The 24,539-nt window shown below is 71.8% G+C and carries 24 protein-coding genes and 3 pseudogenes; 11 read left to right on the top strand and 16 right to left on the bottom strand.

What is annotated here, in order from left to right; genetic code table 11:
• Nucleotides 1–114: 114 nt before the first annotated feature.
• The 3 genes from ACH4E7_RS32150 to ACH4E7_RS32140 all read right to left on the bottom strand — a co-directional run bounded on the left by ACH4E7_RS32150 (nt 115) and on the right by ACH4E7_RS32140 (nt 3,347).
• Entirely contained in the window at nt 115–345 is a 231-nt protein-coding gene (locus ACH4E7_RS32150; protein WP_396252682.1) for a DUF1214 domain-containing protein, read from the bottom strand.
• Between the two features lie 195 nt (nt 346–540).
• Complete coding sequence (locus ACH4E7_RS32145) at nt 541–3,114, bottom strand: HEAT repeat domain-containing protein (protein WP_396252681.1); 2,574 nt, start codon at nt 3,112–3,114, stop codon at nt 541–543.
• Nucleotides 3,111–3,347 carry a hypothetical protein gene (locus ACH4E7_RS32140; protein WP_396252680.1) on the bottom strand — a complete coding sequence of 79 codons (237 nt, stop codon included), beginning with the start codon at nt 3,345–3,347 and terminating at the stop codon, nt 3,111–3,113. Before ACH4E7_RS32140 ends, ACH4E7_RS32145 begins: the two co-directional genes overlap by 4 nt.
• Before the next feature lie 245 nt (nt 3,348–3,592).
• On the opposite strand from ACH4E7_RS32140, the gene ACH4E7_RS32135 reads away from it, so the two are divergent.
• The gene (locus tag ACH4E7_RS32135) at nt 3,593–4,939 is read left to right on the top strand and encodes a cytochrome P450 (protein ID WP_396252679.1); all 1,347 of its coding nucleotides are present in this window, start codon (nt 3,593–3,595) and stop codon (nt 4,937–4,939) included.
• Here ACH4E7_RS32135 and ACH4E7_RS32130 read toward each other — a convergent pair.
• A pseudogene (locus tag ACH4E7_RS32130) lies at nt 4,924–5,139 on the bottom strand (hypothetical protein); the annotation flags it as partial. The gene ACH4E7_RS32135 and the pseudogene ACH4E7_RS32130 sit on opposite strands and share 16 nt — an antisense overlap.
• Between ACH4E7_RS32130 and ACH4E7_RS32125 the strand changes: the two are divergent.
• A complete protein-coding gene (locus ACH4E7_RS32125) occupies nt 5,083–6,615 on the top strand; it encodes a hypothetical protein (protein WP_396252703.1) in 1,533 nt (510 codons plus the stop codon). The pseudogene ACH4E7_RS32130 and the gene ACH4E7_RS32125 overlap by 57 nt on opposite strands.
• A 155-nt stretch (nt 6,616–6,770) precedes the next feature.
• On the opposite strand, the gene ACH4E7_RS32120 is transcribed toward ACH4E7_RS32125, so the two are convergent.
• The 7 genes from ACH4E7_RS32120 to ACH4E7_RS32090 all read right to left on the bottom strand — a co-directional run bounded on the left by ACH4E7_RS32120 (nt 6,771) and on the right by ACH4E7_RS32090 (nt 10,750).
• Nucleotides 6,771–7,055: a hypothetical protein gene (locus ACH4E7_RS32120; RefSeq protein ID WP_396252678.1), complete on the bottom strand. Its 285-nt coding sequence runs from the start codon at nt 7,053–7,055 to the stop codon at nt 6,771–6,773.
• A 366-nt stretch (nt 7,056–7,421) separates the two neighbouring features.
• Entirely contained in the window at nt 7,422–7,613 is a 192-nt protein-coding gene (locus ACH4E7_RS32115; protein ID WP_396252677.1) for a hypothetical protein, read from the bottom strand.
• 141 nt (nt 7,614–7,754) lie between these two features.
• On the bottom strand, nt 7,755–7,988 hold the full coding sequence (locus ACH4E7_RS32110; protein WP_396252676.1) for a hypothetical protein: 234 nt from the start codon (nt 7,986–7,988) through the stop codon (nt 7,755–7,757).
• Nucleotides 7,989–8,011: 23 nt separating this feature from the next.
• Nucleotides 8,012–9,298 carry an MFS transporter gene (locus tag ACH4E7_RS32105; RefSeq protein WP_396252675.1) on the bottom strand — a complete coding sequence of 429 codons (1,287 nt, stop codon included), beginning with the start codon at nt 9,296–9,298 and terminating at the stop codon, nt 8,012–8,014.
• The gene (locus ACH4E7_RS32100; RefSeq protein ID WP_396252674.1) at nt 9,295–9,834 is read right to left on the bottom strand and encodes an ArsR/SmtB family transcription factor; all 540 of its coding nucleotides are present in this window, start codon (nt 9,832–9,834) and stop codon (nt 9,295–9,297) included. The genes ACH4E7_RS32105 and ACH4E7_RS32100 overlap by 4 nt, the downstream gene beginning before the upstream one ends.
• A 190-nt stretch (nt 9,835–10,024) precedes the next feature.
• Nucleotides 10,025–10,150 (bottom strand): hypothetical protein, encoded by a 126-nt coding sequence (locus ACH4E7_RS32095; protein WP_396252673.1) that lies wholly within the window; start codon nt 10,148–10,150, stop codon nt 10,025–10,027.
• 225 nt (nt 10,151–10,375) lie between these two features.
• Nucleotides 10,376–10,750 (bottom strand): hypothetical protein, encoded by a 375-nt coding sequence (locus tag ACH4E7_RS32090; RefSeq protein ID WP_396252672.1) that lies wholly within the window; start codon nt 10,748–10,750, stop codon nt 10,376–10,378.
• Nucleotides 10,751–11,129: 379 nt separating this feature from the next.
• On the opposite strand from ACH4E7_RS32090, the pseudogene ACH4E7_RS32085 reads away from it, so the two are divergent.
• The 3 genes and pseudogenes from ACH4E7_RS32085 to ACH4E7_RS32075 form a co-directional block, all read left to right on the top strand.
• A pseudogene (locus ACH4E7_RS32085) lies at nt 11,130–11,270 on the top strand (FAD-dependent oxidoreductase); the annotation flags it as partial.
• Between the two features lie 135 nt (nt 11,271–11,405).
• Nucleotides 11,406–12,410, top strand: coding sequence for an alpha/beta fold hydrolase (locus ACH4E7_RS32080; RefSeq protein WP_396252671.1), 1,005 nt, complete (start codon nt 11,406–11,408; stop codon nt 12,408–12,410).
• Between the two features lie 27 nt (nt 12,411–12,437).
• Entirely contained in the window at nt 12,438–12,908 is a 471-nt protein-coding gene (locus ACH4E7_RS32075; RefSeq protein ID WP_396252670.1) for a hypothetical protein, read from the top strand.
• 112 nt (nt 12,909–13,020) lie between these two features.
• Here ACH4E7_RS32075 and ACH4E7_RS32070 read toward each other — a convergent pair whose 3' ends face one another.
• A complete protein-coding gene (locus tag ACH4E7_RS32070; RefSeq protein WP_396252669.1) occupies nt 13,021–13,983 on the bottom strand; it encodes a phospholipase domain-containing protein in 963 nt (320 codons plus the stop codon).
• Between the two features lie 366 nt (nt 13,984–14,349).
• Between ACH4E7_RS32070 and ACH4E7_RS32065 the strand changes: the two genes are divergently transcribed.
• Complete coding sequence (locus tag ACH4E7_RS32065) at nt 14,350–15,126, top strand: hypothetical protein (protein WP_396252668.1); 777 nt, start codon at nt 14,350–14,352, stop codon at nt 15,124–15,126.
• 321 nt (nt 15,127–15,447) lie between these two features.
• On the opposite strand, the gene ACH4E7_RS32060 is transcribed toward ACH4E7_RS32065, so the two are convergent.
• Nucleotides 15,448–16,200: a hypothetical protein gene (locus tag ACH4E7_RS32060; protein ID WP_396252667.1), complete on the bottom strand. Its 753-nt coding sequence runs from the start codon at nt 16,198–16,200 to the stop codon at nt 15,448–15,450.
• Nucleotides 16,201–16,367: 167 nt separating this feature from the next.
• On the opposite strand from ACH4E7_RS32060, the gene ACH4E7_RS32055 reads away from it, so the two are divergent.
• The 3 genes from ACH4E7_RS32055 to ACH4E7_RS32045 all read left to right on the top strand — a co-directional run bounded on the left by ACH4E7_RS32055 (nt 16,368) and on the right by ACH4E7_RS32045 (nt 19,368).
• The gene (locus tag ACH4E7_RS32055) at nt 16,368–16,691 is read left to right on the top strand and encodes a MarR family winged helix-turn-helix transcriptional regulator (RefSeq protein WP_396252700.1); all 324 of its coding nucleotides are present in this window, start codon (nt 16,368–16,370) and stop codon (nt 16,689–16,691) included.
• An 84-nt stretch (nt 16,692–16,775) separates the two neighbouring features.
• The gene (locus ACH4E7_RS32050) at nt 16,776–18,227 is read left to right on the top strand and encodes an alcohol dehydrogenase catalytic domain-containing protein (RefSeq protein ID WP_396252666.1); all 1,452 of its coding nucleotides are present in this window, start codon (nt 16,776–16,778) and stop codon (nt 18,225–18,227) included.
• 409 nt (nt 18,228–18,636) lie between these two features.
• Nucleotides 18,637–19,368 (top strand): SDR family oxidoreductase, encoded by a 732-nt coding sequence (locus ACH4E7_RS32045; protein WP_396252665.1) that lies wholly within the window; start codon nt 18,637–18,639, stop codon nt 19,366–19,368.
• A 476-nt stretch (nt 19,369–19,844) separates the two neighbouring features.
• On the opposite strand, the gene ACH4E7_RS32040 is transcribed toward ACH4E7_RS32045, so the two are convergent.
• Nucleotides 19,845–20,690, bottom strand: coding sequence for an SDR family NAD(P)-dependent oxidoreductase (locus tag ACH4E7_RS32040; RefSeq protein WP_396252664.1), 846 nt, complete (start codon nt 20,688–20,690; stop codon nt 19,845–19,847).
• 131 nt (nt 20,691–20,821) lie between these two features.
• Between ACH4E7_RS32040 and ACH4E7_RS32035 the strand changes: the two genes are divergently transcribed.
• Complete coding sequence (locus tag ACH4E7_RS32035) at nt 20,822–21,412, top strand: TetR/AcrR family transcriptional regulator (RefSeq protein ID WP_396252663.1); 591 nt, start codon at nt 20,822–20,824, stop codon at nt 21,410–21,412.
• A gap of 545 nt (nt 21,413–21,957) precedes the next feature.
• On the opposite strand, the gene ACH4E7_RS32030 is transcribed toward ACH4E7_RS32035, so the two are convergent.
• Nucleotides 21,958–22,788, bottom strand: coding sequence for a MerR family transcriptional regulator (locus ACH4E7_RS32030; RefSeq protein WP_396252662.1), 831 nt, complete (start codon nt 22,786–22,788; stop codon nt 21,958–21,960).
• A 406-nt stretch (nt 22,789–23,194) separates the two neighbouring features.
• Here ACH4E7_RS32030 and ACH4E7_RS32025 point away from each other — a divergent pair.
• Nucleotides 23,195–23,471: pseudogene (locus tag ACH4E7_RS32025) on the top strand (transposase); the annotation flags it as partial.
• Between the two features lie 133 nt (nt 23,472–23,604).
• On the opposite strand, the gene ACH4E7_RS32020 reads toward ACH4E7_RS32025, so the two are convergent.
• A complete protein-coding gene (locus ACH4E7_RS32020) occupies nt 23,605–24,072 on the bottom strand; it encodes an SRPBCC family protein (RefSeq protein ID WP_396252661.1) in 468 nt (155 codons plus the stop codon).
• Nucleotides 24,073–24,539 lie beyond the last annotated feature (467 nt).

Raw genomic sequence — 24,539 nt, 5'->3', positions numbered from 1 at the left:
TCAACGCGCGGTAGGAGGCGCGGGCGCGCCGCCGGGGGCGTCTACGGTCTGCGGTGCCCGGCGGTACCCGGTCACGGGTACCGCCGGGCCTGGGGCAGTGGTTTCCCCGGCGCGTCAGGCCGGTTCTTCGGCCGGGGTGAGGGCGGGCGGCCAGTCGGCGGGGATCTCGTCGGTCTGCGGGGCGTACAGGCGCAGGGTGACGGTGAACTTGCCGCTGGTGGGGATGGGGAGCCAGTTGGCGGTCTGCAGGTCGGGCTCGGCGGGCGGCTCGGCCTGAGTCCCGGCGCTTGGGGACCACCGTCGGCGGGGCAGCTGCCGCGCCGACGGCAACCCGCGCCGTCCCATCGGCCTGACCTGAACAGTCGGCCGACCGGCGTCGCTGTCTGCACCGCGGGGTGTGGCCGCGCGTCAGGGGCGCACCGGTGGGCCCCTGACGCGCGCCGACCAGCCGGCACGAAGTGCCTGCTCTGTCGGGAGTTCGTTGTCCTCGCGGTTCAGGACGGGTGTCTTCGCGGTTCAGGACCGGTGTCATCGGGTCAGTCAGGACAGGCGGCCCAGGACGGTGCGGCAGGTGCGCTGCAGGTCCTCGTCGTTGGCGACGCGCCCGAAGCGGCCGCTGCGGCGGGCCTGTGCCAGTTCCGCCCGGATGCGGGGCAGGGCGGGTGCGGCGGCCGGGCCCATCCGGTCCAGGCAGGCCAGCACGGTGTCGGACGTCGCGTCGTTCTCCGCCCAGGCTGCCAGCACCGTCCGGACGACGACGTCGGCCTCGGCCTCGCCGGCGATGTCCCACAGGGCGGTCGCGGCATGGACACGGGTCCACTCGTACCCGGCGGTCAGCATCGTGCGCAGGCGCGGCAGCGCGGCCGCAGCGGGCGGGCCGATCAGGCCGAGGACGTCGGCCGCGTCGTGCTGTGCGTGGGTGTCGAGCAGGTCGCACAGCCGCGGCACGACGTCGGCCGGGTCACGTTCGAGCGCCCAGAGCGCAGCCGTGGCGGCCGCACGCAGGTTCACGTCCGCGGCGTCGGCCAGCGGGCGGACCACGTCCAGGGCGGACGCGGCCTCGGTGCCGAAGGCGGCGAGTGCCTTCAGCGCGGAGGCCCCGATGCGCGGCTGGTCATGGCGGATGGCGGCGGTGACGGCGTCGGTGAGCGCGGGAACGGCGGCCGCGTCACCCAGTTCGGCCAAGGCGGACATCAGGGCGCCCGTGCCCATGTCGGCCCACGGATTCGACAAGTCGGCGTCGGCCAGGTGCCGGGACAGCCGCGGCACCAGCTCACCGGCTCCCGGGCGCAGCCGGCCGGCGACCTGCACCGCGCGCCAGGCGTCGGTGCCGCCGTCCAGCGCGGTCAGCAGGCAGGGCAGGGCGCGGGGATCACCGAGGCCGGCCAGGGCCATGACGGCCTCCTGGTGCGCGCGTCGCGGAAGCGTCTTCGCGGCGGCCCAGGCGTTCGGCCCGTGGGCGGTGCGGTGCGCGGCGGCGTGGGCGGCGAGCGCCTCGCGGGCGGGCTCGCCGACCGGCCCCAGGGCCCGCAGGCCCTCGGCTGCCGCGGCGGCGGTGTACGGGTCCTCGGGCGTCAGGCAGTCGGCGAGGAGCAGGACGAGGCCGGTGTGCTCGCCCCGCCAGGACGTGATGAGGTCCTGGGCCATGCGGATCGCGTCGTAGCGGACGGCGGGGTCCGGGCTGCGGAGTTGTTCGGTGAGCAGCGCCGTACGCTCGGGCACCCGGGCGTCCAGGACGGTGTGGAAGGTGCGCAGCAGGGACGTGGTGGGGGCGTGCAGCCGGCCGTGCCGGTCGAGGTCCTCGAACGCGGCGGTGACCTGGGGCGGAACGCCGTCCCGGGCGACCGCCTCGGCGTCGCTGTCGGTCTCGTCGTCGGTCCCCGTGTCGGTCTCGCCGTCGCCCTCGCCCTCACGCCCGCTCCCGCACGCGCAGTCTCCGGAGCCGGTTCCTGACCGGCATCCGTCCTCATCGCTCCTGCGCTCCGGTGCGGTCGCGAGCCGGCGCAGCAAGGCGATCGCGGTCGGTACGGCGTCGTCGCGGTCCTCCCCGCAGCGGGCGTGGTGGACGAGGGCGGCGAGCCGGATGTCGGGTTCCGTCGTCGGGTCGTCGGCGAGGGCGGCGAGCCAGGCCGTCGCGGCGGTGCGCGCCGTGGGGAGCCGCAGTGCCAGGGTCGCCGCCGTGTGGACGACGAGCAGCCGTTCCACGATCCCGTCCTCGGCGGGCAGCCGCTCGCGCAGCGCCCCGAACGCCCGGTCGGCGTCCTCGACGAACAGGCCCAGGCCCTCGATGCCCGCCCGGCGCACCCCCGGGTCCGGGTCCTGCGCGTAGGCGAGGAAGGCGCCGGAGCACTCGCGCATCATGGCCACGCTGTCCGCGGCGGCCGTCGACTCGCTGCCGTCCGGCGCGACGATGATGTCGTCGCCGCAGTCGACGGCCTCGCGCCCGATGCTGAGCAGCAGCTGGACGACCGCGCCACGGTCGGGGGTTGCCGTGTCGTCGGCCAGGGCGAACAGGAACGGCAGGCTCGCCGCGGTGCACGGGTACACGTCCCCCTGGTGGTGGGCCGCGCTGTAGTAGTCGTCGAACGCCTTCTCCCGGGTCCCGGCGTCGGCCGATGCCATCGCCCGCAGCCACACCGGTACCTCGTGGGCCGACCCGTACGCATGGCTCATCGACGACCAGTCGACACTTTCAAGATCGTTGATCACGTGGACCACAGTGCCAGCCACCACCGACAACGACGGCCCGCGTCCCTCACTGCAGGAGCGGTCCCGCCGGGTGCGAGGCCGGGCCGTGCCGCCGGCCGGGACGGAACGCCGGGCGCGGGACGGAGCGCCGGGCGCGGGACGGAGCGCCGGGCGCGGGACGGAGCGCCGGGCGCGGGACGGAGCGCCGGGCGCGGGACGGGACGCCGTGGCCCGGCGCGGGCTCCCGGGCCGCTCCTGCGTGTATTCCGCGTGCGGGTGGTCGAAGGAGCCGGGGCAGTGGTAGAGCTGCATGCAGGAGCTCCGCCCGATCGTGATGCCGAGGTCCTGGTCGAGGTCCCGGTCCTCAACGGGGTCCCAGCCGCTCCCGTCGAGGGCGCCGGAGTCGATCGTCAGTGGCGGCCTCATGACGGATCCTCAGGCGGCCGTTCCGGCTTGGCGGCGCACCGGACCGCGTTGCCGGAGTGCGGTGATCGCCGCGACGGCCGTGAACGCGGTGAACACGGTCCGTGCCGCGCGACGGCCGCCGCGGCCAGTTCCCGGGGGTTGACCTCGCCGGCCCGCACGAGGGCGGCCAGCGCCACCGCGTCGTACGCGCCGAGGGCGTCGTCGGTGAACGCGTGGGCGCGCTCGTCGGTCATCCCAACTCCCCACTGCCTACTGACCGGTAGTCCCGCAAGGGCTTCGCAGTCCAGGCGCACTGGGGGCGCCCGTGGATAGCCTGTCGAGCGCCCCCGGTGCGCCCGTTCACGTCAACGACCGGACGGCGCACACACGTTCGGCATACGCTCCCGTGTTCACCCAGCCGCCGGGAGGCGGCCGTTTCGCCGACGATCGCGGCCGGGGAAGCTGCCGATCACCAACCCCCACACTCAAGGTGACGCCCGTGCCCACCCAGTACACTTCGACCACCGCCCCCGGCGCCCTGCCCCTGCTCGGCCACGCCCCCGCCTTCGTCCGGCGCCCGTACGAGTTCGTGGCCGGCCTGCCCGCCCACGGCGACCTCGTCCGGATCCGGCTCGGCCCGCTGGACGCCTACGTCGTCTGCCACCCCGACCTGGCCCGCCGGCTGCTCACCGAGCACCGCGTCTACGACAAGGGCGGGCTGATCTTCGACAAGGCCCGCGAGGTGTTCGGCGACGGCCTCGTCACCTGCCCCGCCTCCGACCACCAGCGCCAACGCCGCCTGCTCCAGCCCGCGTTCCACCGCGAACGGCTGCCCGGCTACGCCGCCATAATGGCCGAGGAGATCGCGGGCGCCATTGCGCCCTGGCGGGACGGCCAGGTGATCGACGTCCCCGCCGCGATGCACCGGCTCACCATCGCCGCCACTGCCCGCTGCCTCTTCGCCGCCCACGAACAGGCCGGCCCGCTGCCCGTCCACGACAGCATGAACATCGTCATCAAGGGCGTCGCCCGGCGGGTCATGATGCCGCTGCCCGGCCTCAACCGGATCCCCACTCCCGGCAACCGTCGCTACCAGCGCGCCCGCGCCGACCTCGCCGAGATCACCAAACGCCTCATCGCCGACTACCGCGCCGCCGGCACCGACCACCACGACCTGCTCTCCATACTGCTCGCCGCCCGCGACGACGACGGACGGGGCCTGTCCGACGAGGAGATCCACGACCAGATGGTCACCTTCCTGCTCGCCGGGATGGAGACCACCGCCGCCACCCTCTCCTGGACCTGGACCCTGCTCGCCACCCACCCGTCCGTCCGCGAGCGGCTGCACGCCGAGCTCGCCACCGTCCTCGACGGCCGCCCCGCCCGGCACGAGGACCTGCCCGCCCTCCCGCTGACCACCCGCATCGTCACCGAGACCCTGCGGCTCTACCCGCCCGCCTGGATACTCAGCCGGGTCGTCGCCGACGGTGACGCGGAGCTCGGCGGCCACCGCATACCGGTCGGCACCACCATCCTCTACAGCCCGTACCTGCTGCACCGCCGCGCCGACCTGTTCCCCGCCCCCGACCGCTTCGACCCGGACCGCTGGCTCGCCGACTCCCGCCCCACGCCCGGCACCTACGCCCCCTTCGGGGCCGGTGCCCGCCGCTGCATCGGCGACGCCTTCGGCACCACCGAGGCCGCCCTCGCCATCGCCACCATCGCCGCCCGCTGGTCGGTCACCCCGACCTCCGGCCGCCCGATCCGCCCGGCCCGCGGCTCCTCGATGAGCCCGCGGCCGTTCACGGCCACCCTGACCCGCCGGGTGCGGTCCGGGCCCTCGTGACCGGCCTCCTCGGCCACCGTCCAGCCGTTCTTGCGCTCCAACGGCGCCAGCAGGCCCCGCATGTAGGCCAGAGCCGACTCCCGCGGCTCGAACGTGTTCAGGTCCCTGTTCGATGTGATCGTGTTTCGTGCGACGATCCCGGCATGGCCAACCTCGCTGCTTCCTCTCCACGGCGCCGTGTGCATACGGATCGGCTGCATGGAGCGGCGCCGGTTCAACGGAATTCCGCGGTCGCCGTGCTGGGGGCGCTGCTGGACCGCTCGCTGGTGCAGATCGCTGACGCTTCCTCGGATGCGCGCGGCTTCGACCGGGAGACCATCCGCGCGGCGGCGGATGTGTGGGACAACAACACCTTTCCACTGTTTCGGGCGGCGACAGCCCGCACGCGAGGCGCGCGCGAGCGTCGTGCGCGGGCGGCCTTGGAGTGGATGGCTGGCCTCGGTGAGGATAGGCGGGCCTGGATGCTGGACCAAGCCTCGGCCGCCGGTCACTCGTTGGACGGGTTGCTTGCACCGGCGAAGCCGTACGTGCCAGGTCGCGACTATCTGGGACGGGTGATGGCCCCGGTGATGGCTGTGACGCCGCAGATCGCAGAGAGCCTCGCCACCGATTACGACCTGCCGTCGGCCGAGGTGCGCTGTCTGCAGGTCGAACGGGTCGGCAGCCGCCTCGTCGGCCATCTCGAACTGGCTGTTGCCCGTTCCTATCCCGTCGACGACGTCGCCACTCCCGAGACCGCCACGCTGGACATACGGCTGCGCGACGTCACCGAGGTCCGCTTCGACTCCCATGACGTCCGGGGCGTCGCCCTTCGAACAGAAGCAGACGGCGTGTCGATCGGCGTCGGAGACTGCGGCACACTCCGTGCGGCAACGGCCGACCTCCGCCCGGACGACCGCTGCTGGCACCTGTCCGCCGCCGGACGCCGGGCCGACGCGACCACACCGCCCCACGACGGCCAACGCGCCTTGCCCGGCTCCCCGCAGGAGGGACACTTGGGCACCAACGCCGCGGCCGCCGCGACCCTCCTCCACCGCGCCATGCTGCACATCCGCATGGTCGGCTCTGCCGAGCACGCCGACCGAGTCCCGGTGCGCGATTTCCAGCGGGCCTTCGCCGGAGCGGGCGAGGCGATCCTCACCGCGGGCAAGCACCGCCTGCCCCACCGCCGTGAAGCCGCCTTCGGCCAACTGATCGAGACCTGGGCCCGGCGCGGTGGCCCGGTTCTCGCCGACTGGTTCGCCACGGTGGTCCCAGAGACGGCCCATCAATCGGACTTCCTCGCCGGCCTCCGTGACCAGGCCCGAGTGCGCACGGCCGCCGACGCGCCACAGCAGCCCACTCCAGACCCCTCGACGGCCCCCGGCCCACCGCAGGCCGAGCTCCGATTGGCCACGTATACCTCGGCTCACACGCGCTACGGCACCCACCACAACGCCTCCGCCCTCCTGCACCTGGCCGTACCGCCCCACCTCGAGAGCGCTGACGACGCCCCCTGGCGCCTGCGCGCCGTGCAAGGTGCCAACCCGGCCCGTTTCCAGTTGCAGACCGAGGCGTTCCAGGGCGTCAGTCATCCCCGCGTCACCGTTGACGACCATGCGGCTCGCCACTTCGTCCTGGGCGATGGAGCCCTCGACATCACGAGAAGGGAGAACCGGAGCGACGATCCGTCGTGAGCACGTTCGCTCGCACGGGCCCGAGCACGTGACGCATACGTGTATGGGGCCTTGGCGAAACGACGACGCCCGCCCCGGCCCGGCAGGCGGGCGGAGCGGGCGGCGCCGATCACGCGGCGATCGTCAGAGGCGATGACCGCCGGAACCAGCGACCGTCAGAAGTGGTGGCTGGTGTCGCCCTCGGCCTTCTCCAGCTGGTCGATCCGGCGCTGCAGCGCGTCGGCCTGGGCGCGGACCCGGCGCGCCGCGTCCCGCTCGCCCTCGTGGTCCAGCCGGTTGGCCTTCTGGCGCAGCTCGTAGACCTGCTGGCGCATCTGCTTGAGGTCAACGGTGATCGAAGCGGCGGCCGCGGGCTGGGCGGTGGCGACCTGGGCGACCGTCGCCAGAGCGCCGCCGGCCAGGGCTGCGGTCAGGACGAGGGCGGACATGCGTCGACGCATGGGTGACTCCTTACGGTGGTGCGCGGTTCTCTGACTGTGCATCAATCGATTACCAGTCAGTAACCATCATGGCACGAGCTTGCGTCGCCCCTTGCCCCCGCCCCGACGCCGGTCAGGACCAGGGCTTGGGCATCTTTCGGAGCTTGTCGGATCGGCACGCGAACCTCCCAACTGCCGAGGGGCTGAGAGGTTTTCGATGTCGTGCGGTGCCACGGCCATGGGGAATGACGGGCTCTGTCGCTGATCTTGTGATGGCTCTACCTGCCCGGAGAGCTTCGGCCCCGGAATCCCCGCCCCGTGGTCAGTAGGTGTAGTGGGGCCAGTGTGGATCGTCCCAGCGGGCGGGCCCGGTGAGGCCGATCAGCCTCAGACGCAGGTCCGCCGGAGGAGGTCAGGATCGAGCTCCGTACCCGGCACCTTGAGGAGCGCGAGCTCTTCTGCGCTGCCCCAGTGGCACTCGCAGTTGTACTCCTCGGGGTGCGCGACCGCCCCGCGGAAGACGACAGCGAGGCCCTCCAGGGCGGCGTCAAGGCGAAGCTGCGCACGTCGAACGTGCATGTCGGTCATCGGTGTTCGCCTTCAGGGACTCCACCGGCCTGCGCCGGGTGAAGATCACTACGCTACCGGTCCATGGGCCGGTGTGAGCAACGGGGCTTCCCTTTTCTCCAGCCGTCTCACGGCGGTTGCCGACAGACGGCGTCACAAGGAGCCGGGCCAGGGCGTGAGGAGTATGCGCTTGCGGAGGAGGTCGAGGTTGGCTCGTCCGAATCCTTGCCTTCTGAGCGGTTTCGCCCTTGCGACCTGTCCCTCGACCTGGCCGGAGCTCCACGCGGTGGAGAGCCCGGCGGTGACGGCGTCGATGTCGCGGCCCAGTCCGTTGACGAGGGAGTGCAGGGCGGGCAGGGCGTCGGAACGCCGAGCTGGGCCCAGCACTCGCTCCACGACCTCGCGGAGTCCTACATGGCACCCGCCTGGACGAGATCCCCGGATTCCGGGTGCTCTGGATCACCGGCCGGAGCGGCGGCACGCAACGCCGCCTCAACCCGGCGGTTGCTCGTCATGGTCGACGTGACGGCGGTCATGGTGAGGAGGAGGCCGGCGGCGGTGTAGAGCGGGGTGCGTACGTCGTAGGTGGTGGCCAGCCAGCCGCCGAGGAAGGCGCCGAACGGGGCGGCGCACATGGCGAGCATGCGGGAGGTGGAGGCGACCCGGCCCATCAGGTGGGCGGGGACGATCGCCTGTCGGAGGGAGGGGCCGAGCACCATCGTGGCGCCCATGCCCGCTCCGCAGACGGCGAGCGCGAGGCCGGCGACGTACGGGTTCGGGGCGGCGGCGAGGCCCAGGATGGCGAGTCCCTCGACGGCGGCCGTGCAGGTCAGTGCGGTACCGGTGCCGAGTCGTCGGCCGAGGAAGGAGGCGATGCCCGCGCCGAGCAGACCGCCGGTGGCCTCCGCCGTGAGGAGCAGGCCGAAGCCGAAGGTGTCGACGCCGAGACGATCGTGCGTGAAGAGGGCGAGGACGGTCTCCACGGCGAGGAAGGCGATGTTCCCGACCGCCGGACGCAGCGCGAGCCCGAGCAGCAACCGGTCCTGGAAAACGTACGAGGCGCCGGTCCGCGCCTGCCGCAGCAGCGACTCACGGACCTGCGGTACGGGCCGGGGCATGGCGGGCAGCGACCGTACGAGCAGGGCGGAGAGCGCGAACGACACCGCGTCGGCGAGCAGCGGAAACGCCCGCCCGAGTGCGAGCAGGGCACTGCCCGCGGGCGGCCCGGCGAAGCCGGACGCGGCGGTCTGGGTGCCGCGCAGGCGGGAGTTGGCGCGCTCCAGGAGCGCGGGGTCGCGGCCGAGCAGATCCGGCAGATAGGCCGTGGCGGCCGTGTCGAAGAAGAGTCCGCCGAGGCCCAGCAGGAAGGCGACGGCCGCGAGCAGTGGAATGCTCAGCACGTCGAGCGCGGCCGCTGCCGCCGGTATCGCGAGTAACACTGCACGCGCCGCGTCCGTGACCCACATCGTGCGCCGACGGTCCCAGCGGTCCACCAGCGCACCGCCGAGCACCCCGAAGAGCAGCCACGGCAGCGTTCCGGCGGCCGTGACGACGGCGAGCGCCATCGGATCCCGCGTCGACGTCAACGCGAGCAGTGGCAGCGCGGCATGCGACACCCCGTCACCGAGCGAGGACACCGTCTGCGCAGTCCACAGCCGCCCGAACCCGGTCGGCAACTTCCGAACGTCCGAGGTCACTTGGCGTCCCCTTCGGCCTGCTCGCGCGCTGCCGGGTGGAACAGTGCGAAGACGAGCGACGCGTCCGGCAGCGACGGATCGGACAGCTCCCGGTACTCGTCCGCCAGTGCCTGCAGCCGCGACCCCAGCTCCGCGAACTGCTCCTCGGTGAGCCGCAGATGCGCCATCCGTACGTGCCGCTCGCCGTCCACCGGCGACGCCTCCAGGTCCGCCACGGCGTGCCGCATCAGCACATCCGGCCCGCCCTCGCCCGGATCCGGCAGCACGATCGCCCGCGCGGCCATCGCGTAGTACCGCTCGTTGACTCCCCGGACCTTCCGCGTTCGTACCACCTTCACCAGGCCGGCCCGTTCGAGCAGCCGTACGTGGTAGCTGGAACTCCCCTTCGCGAGGCCCACTCGCTCGGCGATCTGCGTAATCGTCGCGGGCTCGAAGCGGAGCACGGCCATGATCCGGTGGCGCGTGAGATTGGAGACGGCGCGTAGCTGCTCGTCCGTGGTGACGTGGAACGTCTCGGGAAGATCATCGGTAGGCATGCCCCAATGGTCAACACTTCTTGACCATTAGTCAAGGTGGTTTGGTTCGGGCTTCCGGAATCGGCTGTCCACCACGTCAAGCCTCGGCTCCTGCACTCGCGTACTCGGCCGGAGTAGCGCGGCCGCTGCTTGAGGGGGATCCACAACAGCAGGACGAGAACACCTACGAGTGCGGTCACCGTGCCGAAACTCAGTGAGGTGCGGTGGCGCGGGCGACGGCCGTCCCGTCCGCGCGGTCGATGGCGTCGGAGAACCCGGCGCATGACACTCCGGTGACGCTCACACCGTCCGCGAACTCGGCGATGAGACTGCGCACAGCGGCCCACGCCCTGCGCGATCCCGCTCCCCGGCGACCGCCCCCGCGACCGCCGCTGAACCCGTCGGTCGCCCTTCCGGGCGGGGAGTCACCTTCGGCGGATGTTCCGCCCACGTGGCGTCGGATCGAGAACGGGCGCGGAGGAAAACAGCCCCGGCCCGGGTGGAGGCGAATGCCCGTCGGGGCTTCCTGGTAGCCCTCTGAAGAGTGTCCGGATGAGTGCGGCTATGTCTTCTCCGGCGCGTTGTCGGCGAGCCTGTGGCCTTGGGTGCCGAGCCAGCGCCGGATTGCCTCCGTGTGGCGGATGGCGGTTGCGTGCAGGGCTGGACCGGTCCTCGCGGCGGCGGCCTCGCGACCGATTCGGGCGGCGTCCTGTTCGGCGGCCTCGACGACGGCGCTCGCGACCCAGTCGTCGACGACGCCTTCGTTCTTCCACCGGGCGAGCCGGTTGCGCGCGGCCCGGTATGCGGCCTGGGCTTCGGCCGCCTTCGTCTGTTGAGCGGCCCGCTCCCAGTACCGCGTACGGTTGGTGAGGTAGGCGTCGATGGCGCTGCGGGCCATGGCTTCGTCCCGTTCGGGATCGTGCTGAGGGCTCGTCATGCGGGAAGAATAAGAGAGCGCCGTCGGGACTGGGCCGGGACAGTCCCTGATCTCCTCACCCCGGGCCTCTAGCGGCCCCAACGCCGCCACAGTGGTGCCCGGGCCGAGGCGTGGCGGCGCGGATGGACGAAGCAGAGATGACCTAGGTTACGGTCCCACCGGTGGTGGGCGGCGGCCGTCCACGCATGTCTATCTGCGCCCGGCCGGCGAACCCCGGGCGACCTGCGGTGTCGGTCGTCTGACAGTCGTCTACCGGTGGCCTGCCGGTCGTTCGGCGGGGCCGACGGCCGGATGACGGTGACATGAAGGCGACGCCTGACACCGTACCGGGACGGCCGGCCGGAGCCGATCGGGCGGTCCGATGCCGAAGGAGTCACCCTTGCGCAGACCCGTCACGATCACCGGCGCCGGGCTCGGCGGTCTCACGCTGGCCCGGGTCCTGCACCTCCACGGAATCCCGGTCACGGTCCATGAGGCCGAGCCCTCCCCGTCGGCGCGCACGCAGGGCTGGCCGCTCGACCACGAATCGTAGGCAACGGCCGGGCGAGTCGGCGCAGGGCCGCGGCAGGCCGTGGCCGGTTCCGGGTTCGGTGCCGGACCCCGTCGCGGCCCATGATCGAAAAGCTTCACTCAATACTCAAGGAGGGGGCCGTCAATGGCCGAGGAACAGCACAGTGCCGAGAGTGGCGACGCGAAGGCCGGTGGGACGTCTCGGCGCAGTGCGCTGAAGGCGGCCGTGGCTGGGGCGGGAGCGGTCACCGCGATGGGCGCGGCCGCCTCCATCGCGCACGCGGACGGGCCCAGGCGCGGCGCGCCCACCTTCGTCCTCGTCCACGGCTCGGGGAGCAACTCCTTCTACTGGCAGCCCTTGTCGCGCGAGCTGGGTCTGCGCGGCCACCGCGCGATTGCGGTCGACCTGCCCGGGCACGGACTCGGCGCGTACCTCCCCGAGTCCTACCAGTGCCCGCAGGACCTTGAGCGGCTGCGCACCGAGCCGTCCCCGATGTCCAAGGTGACGCTGGGCGACTTCGCCGCGCATGTCATCGGCGTGGTGCGTCAGGCGCGCCGCAACGGCCCTGTGGTGCTGGTCGGCGGAAGCCTCGGCGGTGCGACCCTCAACGCGGTCGCCAACCAGGTGCCCGAGCTGGTCGCGCACCTGGTGTACGCCTCCGCGTTCTGCCCGACCGAGCACCCCTCGGTGCTGCAGCTGATGATGACCCCCGAGGCGGCCACCAGCTCCATGTCCAAGATCCCCGCGGTCCAGACAGCGCCGGAGCTGGGCGTCAGCCGGGTCAACTGGCGCTCGGGCGACCCTGCGTTCTTCGCGATCGTCAAGGAGGCGATCGCCGCCGACCGGCCGGACGCCGAGGTCCGGGCGCTGATGAACATCCTGGAGCCGGACGAGTCGGCGGCAGTCGGCGCGAGCGAGGACGCCCGCGGGCTGCCGACGAAGTGGGGCCGGGTGCCGCGTACGTTCGTGCGCTACACGCAGGACCGCACCATCCCGCTGCCGCTCCAGGACCTCATGATCCGTGAGGCGGACGACGTCACACCGCACAACCGCTTCCGCGTGCGGTCGCTGAGCGCGCCGCATGCCGGCCCGCGCGACCCGGGGCTACTGGCGCACGAGCTGGAGCTCGTCGCACAGCTGTGCCGCTGAGCGGGTGCCACGGCCCTGCCCACCCCCGTGGTCGGCGACGACGCCGTCGGCGCCGGCAACCCCAGCGGCTCGACCACGAGCTTGCGCGCCGACGTCCTCGCCGTCCTCGGTGTCCTCAAGGTCGCCACGGCCGATCAGCTCCAGCGCCTGCTGCGCCCCGGCGCGACGTCGAACAAGGCGATCCGGCAGGCACTCGGCGATGTCGCGCTGCACGGCCTGGTCGCCTCGGACGGCACCACCGCCGCCTGGCACAAGACGTGGCGGCTGGAGGGCGCGGCCGGGCTGGACGCGGCCGGGCAGGTGCTCGGCATGGTTCGCTCGGAGATGGGCGGCACGGCCCGAGGCGCCGGCCGCACGGGTGCGCCGCACGTGACGGCGATCACCGAGACCGTGCTCGCCTTCGTCCTCGGCGGCACCGTGCCCGGGGCCGTGGGCGGTGTCGGCACTCTCATGCCTCACGAAGAAGATCGGGCGCGCACCGGGGCTGCCCCACAGTAGTCGTGGGTGCGGTGTTCGGGCGCTCACGATGTCGACCTGACTGACCACCGCGCGCCGAACGGGTGACCGCCGGTCTTCGGCGGTCACCCGTTCGTCGGCGAGGCGAGGCGGGTCAGCCGGAGACGCTGGCGCTTCCGGTTTCCAGGTGGCCGCTGAAGCGCTGGGACCAGCTGTCGTCGGAGTCCACGGTGATGGTGAAGTCGTACCAGCCGTTGCAGTAGGCGACCTGGTTGAACCAGTCGTTGACGGACGAGCCCGGCTGGACGGTGTGGGTCCACGGGCCGTCGTGGCGGTAGTAGTTGGTGGTGATGGTGAAGGTCACCGGCGAGTTGCCGTGGTTGGCCAGTGCGAACCACACCGCGAGCTTGCCGGTGTCCGGTGCGGGCGCGTAGGAGGCGGTGACGGCGACCTTGCTACCCGCCTGGGTGGTGTTGCCGATGAAGCGCCGCAGGAAGCGGTTCGGGCCGACCACGCTCAGGTCGTAGGCGCCGTTGCCGTAGAGCCAGCCGCAGTTGAAGAAGTCGCTCACCGGGCTGTCGGGGTCGACGGTGTACTGCCACGGGCCGCCGTCACGGTGGGCGTTGGCGTAGGCGGCGAAGTGCGCGGCACCGTGCGCACCGTCGTTGGACATCTTCAGCCACACCTTGGTGGTGCTGACGCTGTCGTACTCGATGCGGTCCAGGTTGGCGTTGGGCTGGTACGGCAGGGCGCGGGCCGGGCGGGTGCCGGTGCCGGTGCCGCTGTCCGGCCCGGGCCGGGAGGGGTAGGCGAACATGGGCTGGCGCTCGGCGGGTGCCGGTACCGAGTCGATGACCATGCTCAGGTCGGTGGTGAACACCGAGGGGGTCAGCACCAGACCGGTGCTGCCGGGGACCCGGCCCTGGAAGCGGCTGACCAGACTCAGCTGATCGTCGCTCCACAGCACCCGGGGATGCAGGGTGGCCAGCATGCCGGACAGGCCGTGGCGGGCGATGGTCTGCGCCCGGTGGGTGATGTCCGCCTCCATGCGGGTGCGCAGGGCCATCCAGTGCGGGGCGACGGCCGTCTCCCACAGCTGATGCAGCTCCGCGGCCACCCGCTCGGCGAAGTCCCGCTCGCCCCGCGCCAGGGCATCGCGAAGACCACCGGAACCGCCCGGCCGGCCAGACGCTCCTCACTGACCCCCTGGGCCATGGGCCCGTCAGCAGGTTCCCTTGAGCGGGGGAACGGGCGGCACGACCGCCGATCGCCTCTACCGCCGTCCGTCCCACCGACCGGCGGGACGGGCGCACATGCCCAGACCTGCACGGAGAACCGGCCGGTGCCAGTGGTCTGCAGCGGGTGGCGTGATGAGGGCTGCGGGGCCGGCTCATTTCACCCGATCGAGTGAGCTAGCGGCCCTACCCACGGTGTATCGACCGCTACGTTGGGCGCTGACCTGCCGTCGATGAAGGGACTGCCCATGGGCAAGAAGCGGAGTGCAACGAGCACGAAGGCGAAGAAGGTCGTACGCCAGCGCGCTGCCCAGATGGGGCGGGCCCACGCACTGGCACCGGATCCGTTGCTGCCGGAATGGCGGAGGTTCCTGCAGGCCTTCCCGGACGTCCCGGCCGCCGTGGCTGCTGCGTCCGCAGGCCGGGAGGTGTCGATCTTCAGCAGCGAGCACGCGCCGTTCCGACGGCGCGTGGTCATGGCCGCCGACGGCCCAGTGATCGAGGACCGGATCTATCCGCACCAGGACTTGCGGAACCTGGTCGCCACAGCCTGGCTGAACCACCCCTCACCCACAGAAGAGACTGCTGAGGCAGTGAAGAGCTTCCTCCTCTCGATCGTGCCCTCCGGCACGCCGGCCGACGGTCTCACCGTGGTCCAGGAACAGGGAACCGGACCGGTACCGGTCTTCGGCTACCTCTTGGCCGTCCCGGCGGAAGGCCTGACGGCTTGGGAGGAAGCGGATGAACGCAACTCGTTCGGCCCGCTCCACGAAGGGATGAGGTACCTCAGCGACGAGCGGATCGACGCCACCGACGAGATGATTGAGGACCTGCGGTCGCGTGGCCTGCCCGTTCGGCAGTGCTCGCAGTGCCAGGACCTGATCACCAACGGGCACCCGATGTGGCCCGGAGTCTGGGTGGTCCTGCGGGAAGAGACCGGCCCCCTGTGCTACAGCGCGGGAGACGACGGCACCTGGGACGACCTCTACACCATCGCGGTGCACGGGCCCCATCAGGCGGGATAGCTCGTCGCAGTACGGGCCCGCGGCAGGCTCACATCACCATCGCGCTGCCCTCGCCGCGGCCCGTGCGAACCGGCCCGGTGCCGTTCCGCTGCACCCGCCCGCCAGCCAGCCGGAGCCCGCACCCGCCCGCGGTGCCGCGCGGCGCCGCGGTCGTTCGCGAGCATCCGGGCGAGTTCGCCATGGTGGGGCTCGGGGCCGGCGGGGGCAGCGTGGAGGTCTTGGCGGAGCGCACCGGGCCAGCTGGTGCCCGTCGACTCACCGTCGACGCGCCCGGCCCGCGCACCGGTCCGCCGGCCAGCACCGGCTGGGCGCGCTGAGCGCTTATGGATTCGGCGCCTCGTCCGTGCGGGTGCACAGATGTGCCGCGGGGCAAGCGGGGCAGCCGCGAACGTCGACCAGATGGGCGACCGCATCGAAGAGCTCCTGAGCCCGCGCCACGCCGCCGACGCCCTTGAACGTGGCGTATTCCTCCGCCGTGCCGACCGTTCCGTTGGACAGGTGCGCGCGCAGGTACGCGAGCGCGGCGAACTCCTGGGAGTCCATGCTCAGCGGATCGACCGGGATACACGTCTGAGGAACGAGCTCGCTCTCCATGTCCCCGCCGAACAGCCATGGCTCGCCGGGCCGGGACGGCTTGCCGACCACCAGGCGCAGCACGGTTTCGTCCTCGTCGTTCGACTCCAGCAGGATCGCTCCGTTGGCGTGGAGTTCGTGGAGGGTGTCCCGCAGGTCGTGCTCGGCGCGGGGTTCTGCGAGGAGGCCGGCGAGAGCGTCAACGGCGAGTGGGGACAACGACCCGTCCGGGTGGCGCACGGGCAGCACGCCGTGGTCGATGGCCAGGTCGAGGACGAGGGCCTGGGCCGGGATCTTCGGTCCGTACTGAGGGCGGAGCCGGATCGCGCGGCGCATCATGTCGACCGTTTCCGGGCTGATCCGGGGATCGCCGGCGAGCTCGTCCGGGTCGATGTCGGCGGGGACCATCCACTGGTCGTAGCCGGGCGGCTGGAGCTGCTGGAGCGTGTACCGGGCGCTGGAGCGCTTCCGGCGCGGCTTGCCCATCTTCTTGCGTCCCACCTGCTCGCCCTCCGCCATCGCTGGTGCTGGATGGCTCCATTGAACACCTGCGGGGACTCGTGCTGGTGGCCGTCAGCGCGGCCGGCGGTCGAGGAACGCCCGGCCTCGGAGTGGTCGTCTGATGGTCGGCCAGCGGATGCGGGTCCCCTGCCGCATGGCGCGGGCGGCTGTACACGCTCGACGACCAGCCGGGGCTCTCCGCCGCCGCGCTCGCCCGCGCCTGCCTGGTCACCCCGCAGACCATCGCCACCGTGCTCGCCAACCTGGAGGCGAAGGGCCTGATCACCCGCCAGCCGCACCCCTGGCACCGCAAGGTGACCGAGGTACACCTCACCGACGAGGGACGCCGACTGCTCGCACAGGCCGACACCAAGGCCGTCGCCATCGAACGACGGATCGCCGACGGCTTCAGCCCCGAGGAACGCGCCCTGCTGATCGACCTACTGGCCCGCGCATCGAGTCAACTGGCGCTCACACCCCAGCAGGACTGACACCGCGAGCGACCCCTACCGGCGACGGGCGCGCGGGCGCCCGGGCGCCCGGGCAGCCGACCAACTCAACGAGGGAGACAACTGATGAAGGCTGCGCTGTTAAAGGAGTTCGGATCCCCGCTGGCCGTCGAGGAGGTGCCGGATCCCGTCCTGGGCACGGGGGAGGTCGTCGTCGACGTGGTGGCGGCGAGGATGCTGCCGTACGCGAGGGAGGTGTTCAGCGGTGAGCGGGGGTACCTGCTGGACCTTCCGGTGGTGCCCGGGAGCGGGGCGATCGGGCGGATACGGGCAGTTGGGCCGGACGCCACCCACCTCGCCGTCGGTGACTGGGTGTTCTGCGACCCCACGGTGCGGTCGCGGGATGACAGCTGTGCCGGCTCTGTGGGCCGGGTGGCCTGGGTGGTGTGGCCTATCGGCCCGCCGCGAGAGGATGCCGGCATGACGATCACGCCCCGGCTGGTGGCCACGTACCCGATCCCGGACCGGGACGGCGCCCAGAGCTTCCTCGACCCCACCGGCCCCGTTCCCCGTCTGGAGGTCCGCAGCGCCGAGTCGCTGCGCATCTACGAACTGAAGGAACAGGCGGAGCTGACAGCCGAGTTCCCGACCCCGTCGCCCCACCGGTGGCCGAGGGAGTGGGTGGCTCCCGACCTGTCGTTCGCCGTCTTCGCCACCGCGACGGAGTATGTCGCGGTCGCCCGGAACGGCACGAGGTTGTGGAAACAGCCGTACGGCACATGGGAGGTGCGCCGCTGGGGCTACCTCGACTTCTCGACGACTGGAGCCGCATCCCGCCCCGCCGCCGGCGACTCCTCGGCAGGCGCCGATCAGGAACTCCGGATCTGGTTGCGGCTCCCCTCCGGACTGCCCGACAGCACCCTGATCCTCACCCTGGACGCCGAGGGGACAGTGCTGGCGCGGAGCGTACTCCCGTGCGGCGGCTACGAGCGGTTCGTCAGCCTCCTCTGGGACGAGAACGACGAGATCTCCGGCGTGACCGTGTCCGGAGGGCGGGCCGCGGCCACGCACTACGAGGCACGGTGGGAGTCCGGTGCCATCGTCCTGGGCGGGCGGTTGCCGCAGGGCCGGGGCGACCTGCTCCTGAGCGAGCGTGAGTACCTGGGCATGGACTCAACGGATGCCCGCTGCATGACCGTCGACCGAAGGGGACGGGACGTCAGCTGGCACAGCCTCCCCACGTACCAGGCCACTGCCTCGCTCAGCCTGAGCGACTTCCCGGCCCCCGGCACCGGCGACTGCTCGGTGCACAACGACCCGCACATCTCCTCCTCGGGCGGGTTCGTGGACGACGAGACGGCGATGGTGACGCTATACAACTCGTACGACGAGGCCGCGGTGTACATGTTCGGCAGGGACGACTGGAGGGAGCACAGCCACTGGCTCGCCGACCCCGCCACCGGCGCCCTGCACGGCCGCATCGAGTACCCGATGGCGGAGGTCGACAACGTGATGCCGGTCGGCGACGGTACCTGGATCACCGAGGAATGGGACGCCTTCTACCGCTGGCGGCGCTGAGCTCGTCGACGCCGGCCTCGCGACGACGCGCACGGACCACGGCCACGGTGAGGGAGAGGCCCCGTCGGCGGGGAGCGCCACAGCTGCTCCATCGACCGCGGCATGGGCCGGCCCCAGTGGTCCGACGTCGGCATGTATCCGCAGACCGTCATGCTGCTGCTCCGCGCCGAAGGGCCGCACAGCTGCCCGCAGATGGCATGGTCGGTGTACCGCGGGACCGTCACGGAGATCCCGTCGCCTCCCGGGCGGGCCCATCCTCTTCTGCGGCATGTCGATCGGGTTCGAGGACGTCACGGCGGGTTACCCCCGTACGGGCCGGGCAGGGCTCGCCGAGACGGTCACGTTCGTCGAGGGTTGGCACTGCACAAGGCACATATCGGACACCAGTCATCGAAGGAAGGCGCACGCCATGAAGTTCGCGATCATCGGCGGAACCGGGCTGATCGGGTCACGGGTCGTGAAGAACCTGACCGCGGCCGGGCACCAGGCCGTACCGCACTCCCTGTCCACAGGCGTGGACATCATCACGGGCCAAGGGCTGGAGACGGCCGTGACGGGCGCCGACGTCGTCGTCAACCTGACGAATTCCCCGACCTTCGACGACGCCTCGCCCGCCTTCTTCCGGACCTCGATGGACAACCTTCTCGCCGCGAGCCAGAAGGCCGGGGTCGGACACTTCGTCATCCTCTCGATCGTCGGCGTGGACCAGGTGCCCGATCTGGACTACTACCGGGCGAAAGCGCTTCAGGAGGAAATCCTCAAGGCCGGACCGATCCCGTATTCCATCGTCCGCGCCACGCAGTTCATGGAGTTCATGGACGCGACCCTGTCCATGACCGCCGACGGCGACACCATCCGCCTGCCGCGCACGCCGATCCAGCCGATCGCCGCCGCGGACGTCTCCCGCGTGGTCGCCGAAGTCGCCGCAGGCAGCCCCCTGAACGGCATCGTCAACATCGCGGGTCCCGACGTCTACCCCCTCGACGAACTCGGCCGACTCACCCTGACCGCCAAGGGCGACGGGCGCCGTGTCGTCACCGATGAAACCGCCGGCATGTTCGCCGCCGCCCACGGCGACGTCCTCACCGCCCCAAACGATGCCCGCATCGCCCCCACCCACTACACCGACTGGCTCTCCTGAACCAGCCCCTCCAGCGCAACCGCCGAGCCCGGCGCGCCCGGCCCGTTCGGCGCCTGGAGCGGGGAAGGCGACCAGGAGCTGGACGAATCGGACGACTACCCGCGATCACCGGCCGAGCCGTGCGGGGCGGACCAGCCGGCGAGCAGGCGCAGGGCGTAGCCGGAGGGGCTGTCGGGTTCGGCGGCTGCTCTCGCACACCAGCGACGAGCGGATCAAGAGCGACTACGAGGCGTGGAAGCAGTCCGCGGGCGGCGCGCTGGACCCGCAGGTGGTGGCCGAGGCCATCGCCTACGCCTACCGGCAGCCGCGGAACGTCACCATCCGGGAGATCGTCCTGGCCGCCACCGGCCAGGAAGCCTGACCCGGGCCGAACCGGACCGCCGGGGACGGGCGTGCTGCCCGTGCCGGCGGCGAGGGCGCGCGGAGGGTGTCGAGCGCGGTGGGCTCGGTCATGGGCGGTGTTCCTGTTCGGTGGTTCAGCGAACCCAGGTGGCAGTGAGAGCCTGGACGGCGGAGCCGTCGAGGTCCGCGAGGGTGGTGGCGACGAAGTCGCGGGCCCACTGCGAGGTCTGGATCCGGAAGGCGGGGCGCTCGGCGGTCAGGGCGTCGATGATCGGGGCGGCGGCCTCGGCGGGGGTCTGGGCGTTGCCGTAGGACTGCTGGGTGCGGGCGATGTACGCCTGGAGGGCCGAGGTGTAGGGCCCGGCCGCGGCGAGCAGGGCGGGAATGTCCAAACCGATGTTGGCGACGAACTCGCTGGCGACCGCGCCCGGTTCGACGACGGTGACGTCGACGCCGACGGTGGCGGCGACGGGGGCAAGGGACTCCATGAAGCCCTCGACGGCGAACTTGGCCGCGCAGTACGCCTCGTTGAAGGGCTGGCCCACCACGCCGCCGACGCTGGTGACGGTGATCACCCGGCCCTTCGAGGCGCGCAGGTGGGGCAGGGCGGCGCGGGTAGCGGCCACCACGCCGAAGAAGTTGACCTCCATCGCGGCACGGACGTCATCGATGCTCATCAGTTCAAGGGTGCCGACCTGGGCGGCGCCGGCGTTGTTGACCAGCGCGTCGAGGTGGCCGTGCTCGGCGATCACCTCGTCCAGGCAGGCGGCGATGCTGGCGGGGTCGGTCACGTCCAGGCGCTTGAGCTGAATGCGGTCGGCCACGCCCGCCTCGGCGGCGGCCTTCAGCAGCGCCTCGGCCTTGCCGGTGTCGCGCATGGTCGCGATGGCCGTCCAGCCGGCCCGGGCGGCGCCGATGGCGGCGGCCAGGCCGATACCGGAGGACGTGCCGGTGATCAGAACCGTCTTCGAGGAGGTCATGAGGGTCTTCCTTGCCTGTGGAGGGTAACGGGCCACACCTGCAAACGGGGAGTTCCCCGGTTCTCTTCAACCGTAACCGGAGAACTCCCCGGTTGTCCAAGTAGACTGATCTCCAGACGAAAGGAGCAGCCTTGACCACCCAGCCGAGCCCGTTGCGCGCCGATGCCCGCCGCAACCGGGAGCGCATCCTCGAAACCGCCGTACGCGCATTCTCCGAGAAGGGCGCGGACGTCCCGATCGACACGATCGCCAAGGCCGCGGGCGTCGGCTCGGCCACGCTCTACCGCCACTTCCCCACCCGCGAGGCGCTGGTCGAGGCGGCCTACCGCAACGAGCTGGCCCGCGTATGCGACAGCGCCGCCGAGCTGCTGGCCGACAACCCTCCGGACCGGGCGCTGCGCCTGTGGATGGACCGGTTCATCGACTACCTCGCCGCCAAGCACGGCATGGCGGACGCCCTACGGGCCGCGGTCGCCTCCGGCGCGGACCCCTTCGCCGAAACCCTCGACAAACTCGGCACCGCGATCGGCACCCTGCTGCACGCCGGCGCCGAAGCCGGTCTCCTGCGCCCGGACGTCGACCCCCTCGACGTCGGCTTCAGCCTGGCCGGCGTCGCACTGGTCACCAGCGCCCCCGCCCAGCGCGAACGGGCCGACCGCCTCCTCGACCTGCTCCTCGACGGCCTCCGCCACGGAACTGCGGGACCGGCGCCAAGCTCGTGACGGGCGGGTCGGCGCGTGTGGCCGCCGGCGCCGCCCCGGTACGCAACTCCCGCCCCGAGCCCCCGGGCCCGCGCAGCGGGTCGGCTGGTGCGACTTCAGTGGTGGGCTGCTGACCTGCTAATATTCTTCTCGTCGCGAGGGAGATGATTCCTCGTCAGGCGTCAGCGGTGCTACCAGAGCACGTCCTACTTTCAGTAGGGAGAGTCCGTGCAACCCGGGCCTGGCGCTCCACTGTCGGCGAGGTCCGGCACCCACCTGGGTGCCGGACCTCGCCCGCGTTTGCGGGCCCTTTGCGGGTCAGGACGGTGGACGGTCTCCGGCGACCGGTTTCTGGTGCGGGTACGCCCGCGCCTGGACCTCCGTCACGTACTACTACCGCCTCAGCACCGCCCCCACCACTGGTTACCGCACCACCCCAACCGCCGGCCCGTACGGCCGGCACATCTGAACAGCCGAACGCTTCACCGCATCCACGCTCGCCCCCGACGAGCGTGGATGCCGGCATGTCGGGGCCGCTCACTACGGACCGGGTGGCTCGGGGATGCCTACACGCCGGAGCCCGGGCGAAACGGTACGGCGACGTCGACCACGTGCTCGCCCGGCGAGGCGGTCGCCCAGTTCGGGTAGTACACCTCCCGGTTGGAGGCGCTGCGGGCGTGCCCGTGCTCGGCGAGCCATGCGCCGACTGCGTCGTGGGCGGCGGCCGTCGCCAGGTAGTCCGTGTGCCGCTTCGGCAGGGCGGTGTATGCCTCACGGTGCGCGGGCTCGATGCGTACCCCGATCCGCCCGGCCGGTTCGACCGCGTTCTGCGTTGGAGCACAGACCTCGACCAGGCCGTCGCAGTCCTCGCTCACCAAGCCGTCATAGACGGCGAAGACCGGTCCGGACAGGCACGCTCCCGCCTGCCGCAGGTGGCAGAAGAGCAGCTCGCTCGATTCCGCGAGGAAGCCGGGCAGGTCGGCGGCGCGCACATGGCGCCGGGTGAACAGGACCTTCTGCTCGGGCACGTCGCGCTCGGCGATCTCGTACATGGTCGGGTTCCTTCCGGTCAGGACCTCTCGGGCGTAGCCCACCGCGTCCCGGCGGGCCGTGTGCGCGGACTCCTGTTCTCGCCAGTACGCGTCAAGCTGTCGCACCGACTCCTCACCGCTCGAATCGAGCACCGCCGCGATCCGCGCCAGCGGCATACCGGTGGCACGCAGCAGCGCGATGCGGCGGGCCCGTTCGATCTGGGCGAGACCGTAGCGGCGAAACCCGGTCCGTGGATCGACCCGGGCGGGCGGCAGCAGCCCACTGTTCCCGTAGAGCCGCAGGGCCTTGAGGCTGAGCCTGGTCCTGGCGGCGAGCTCTCCGATGGTGATCAAGTCCTCTTGCACGCGGCCACTGTGCCCTCTGCCCCTGGGGAAGGGACAAGCCGGGTCGACGAGCGCGGCCCGCTCCCGGTGGCGGCGGCCCGCCGCCGGCGCCGTCACGCGCCGCCCGCGCGAGGTTCCACGCGGCCGTACGGGACACCCGAGGTGTTGCTGCTCTCTCGGCCGTCCGACAGTCGAGGAGGGCAGTAGTCGGCGTCCGCGCGGCGGGTTGTCCCGTGCGCTGAGCTGCGGCATCAAGGTTTTCGGGGGCTGTCTTGAAGCAACCGCAGAGGCAACCGGTACAGCTGCCGGACGAGGCCGGCGGCGTCGATCAGGCCCTGGTCCAGGGCCCGGCGGACGATCCAGGCGGACGATCCAGGCGGCGTCGGCGGCGGTGTCGCAGGCGAGCGGGTGGTCGAGGGCCTTGGAGCTGCTGGCGTTCTACGGCTTCCCGGCCGAGCACTGGATCCACCCACGGACCACGAACCCCATCGAGTCCACGTTCTCCACCGTCAAGCTCCGCACCACGGTCACCCGCGGCGCCGGCAGCCCGGCCGCCGCCGTCGCCGTGGGTCTTCAAGCTCGTCGAATCCGCCCAGGCCCGCTGGCGTGCGATCACCGGAGCCCACCTCGTCGCCCTCGTGCGCGCGGGAGCCCGCTTCGAACGCGGACAGCCCGTCGAGCGACCCGAGGTTCACGCCGCCTGAACGACCTCACCAGATGCACCGATCCTGGTAATCACCCGCGCCCCCCGCTGGCGGGATGCTCGCGATGAAGGGTGCCAATGGTCGACAGTTCCCGCGACGACGTTGCCTGGCCCGGGTCGCAGCCCGACCCGAGTCAGTCGGCCGCTTCGACGTACGACGCCAGATTGGCCAGCGAGGAGGCGATCCCAGCCTCGTGGATCGCTTGGTCGATGCCAGGTGGGACGTCCGTCGCAGTGACGGTCACCTCGGTTCGGTCACCGGCGGACGCAAGGTGCCAGGTCATCGTCATGGTGCCCGCGTACGAGGGGTCGTCGGCCTCGAACACCGCCCTCTGCACCACGCGTTCCGGTGGCACCAGCTCGGCGAACCTGACGTCGACGACATCCGTCGCATCCGAAGTCTTGCCGGGGCTGTCGACGGGGTCGAGGTAGGTGAGGACCAGCCGGAACCCGCCACCAGGCCGGGGATCCCACCGCTCGACCCGCCCGCGTATGCCGTCCGGCGGCAGCCAGGCCTCAAGGGACTCCCGGTCGAGGAGAGCGCCGTAGACAGTCGCCGGTGGTGCCGCGATGACCCGGCTGGCGCTGTCGGTCCTGCTCATGGCCCGAGTTTAGGACCGAAGTGTGGTCAAGGGCGAGCCCTCGGTGACGCGGACCAGGCGCAACCACGACTCTTGACCATTGCTCGCGGCTCGCGCCCCGGCACTCACCACAAGAGGCCCTCACGCACGCCCGTTCCTGGGCCGACCGGCACGGCCATCGCGCCGTCCCCCGCGCCCACACCACCAACGACGCCTCACGCCGATGGCTCCTCAAACAGCGCTACCGCGCAAAGAACCGCCCGCCCCCACCCCCATCACCCAGGCCCTCACCGCCATCGGCATCACACCCCGACCCGTATAGCCCCGCCTGCCGACAGTCGCTGTCGGAGCTGACTGCGACGATCACCGTCATGACCAACCACGACGAACTGCTCTCCCGCGTCGCAGCACACGCTCGGACGCAATCCCGGACCCTCCCCCTTGGGGTCAGTTCCGAGGACATCACAGACGCGGAGCAGCACGTGGGA

The sequence above is a fragment of the Kitasatospora sp. NPDC018058 genome (genome assembly GCF_044327205.1).
GTDB lineage: Bacteria > Actinomycetota > Actinomycetes > Streptomycetales > Streptomycetaceae > Kitasatospora.
This window is presented reverse-complemented; position numbering and strand designations above follow the sequence as displayed.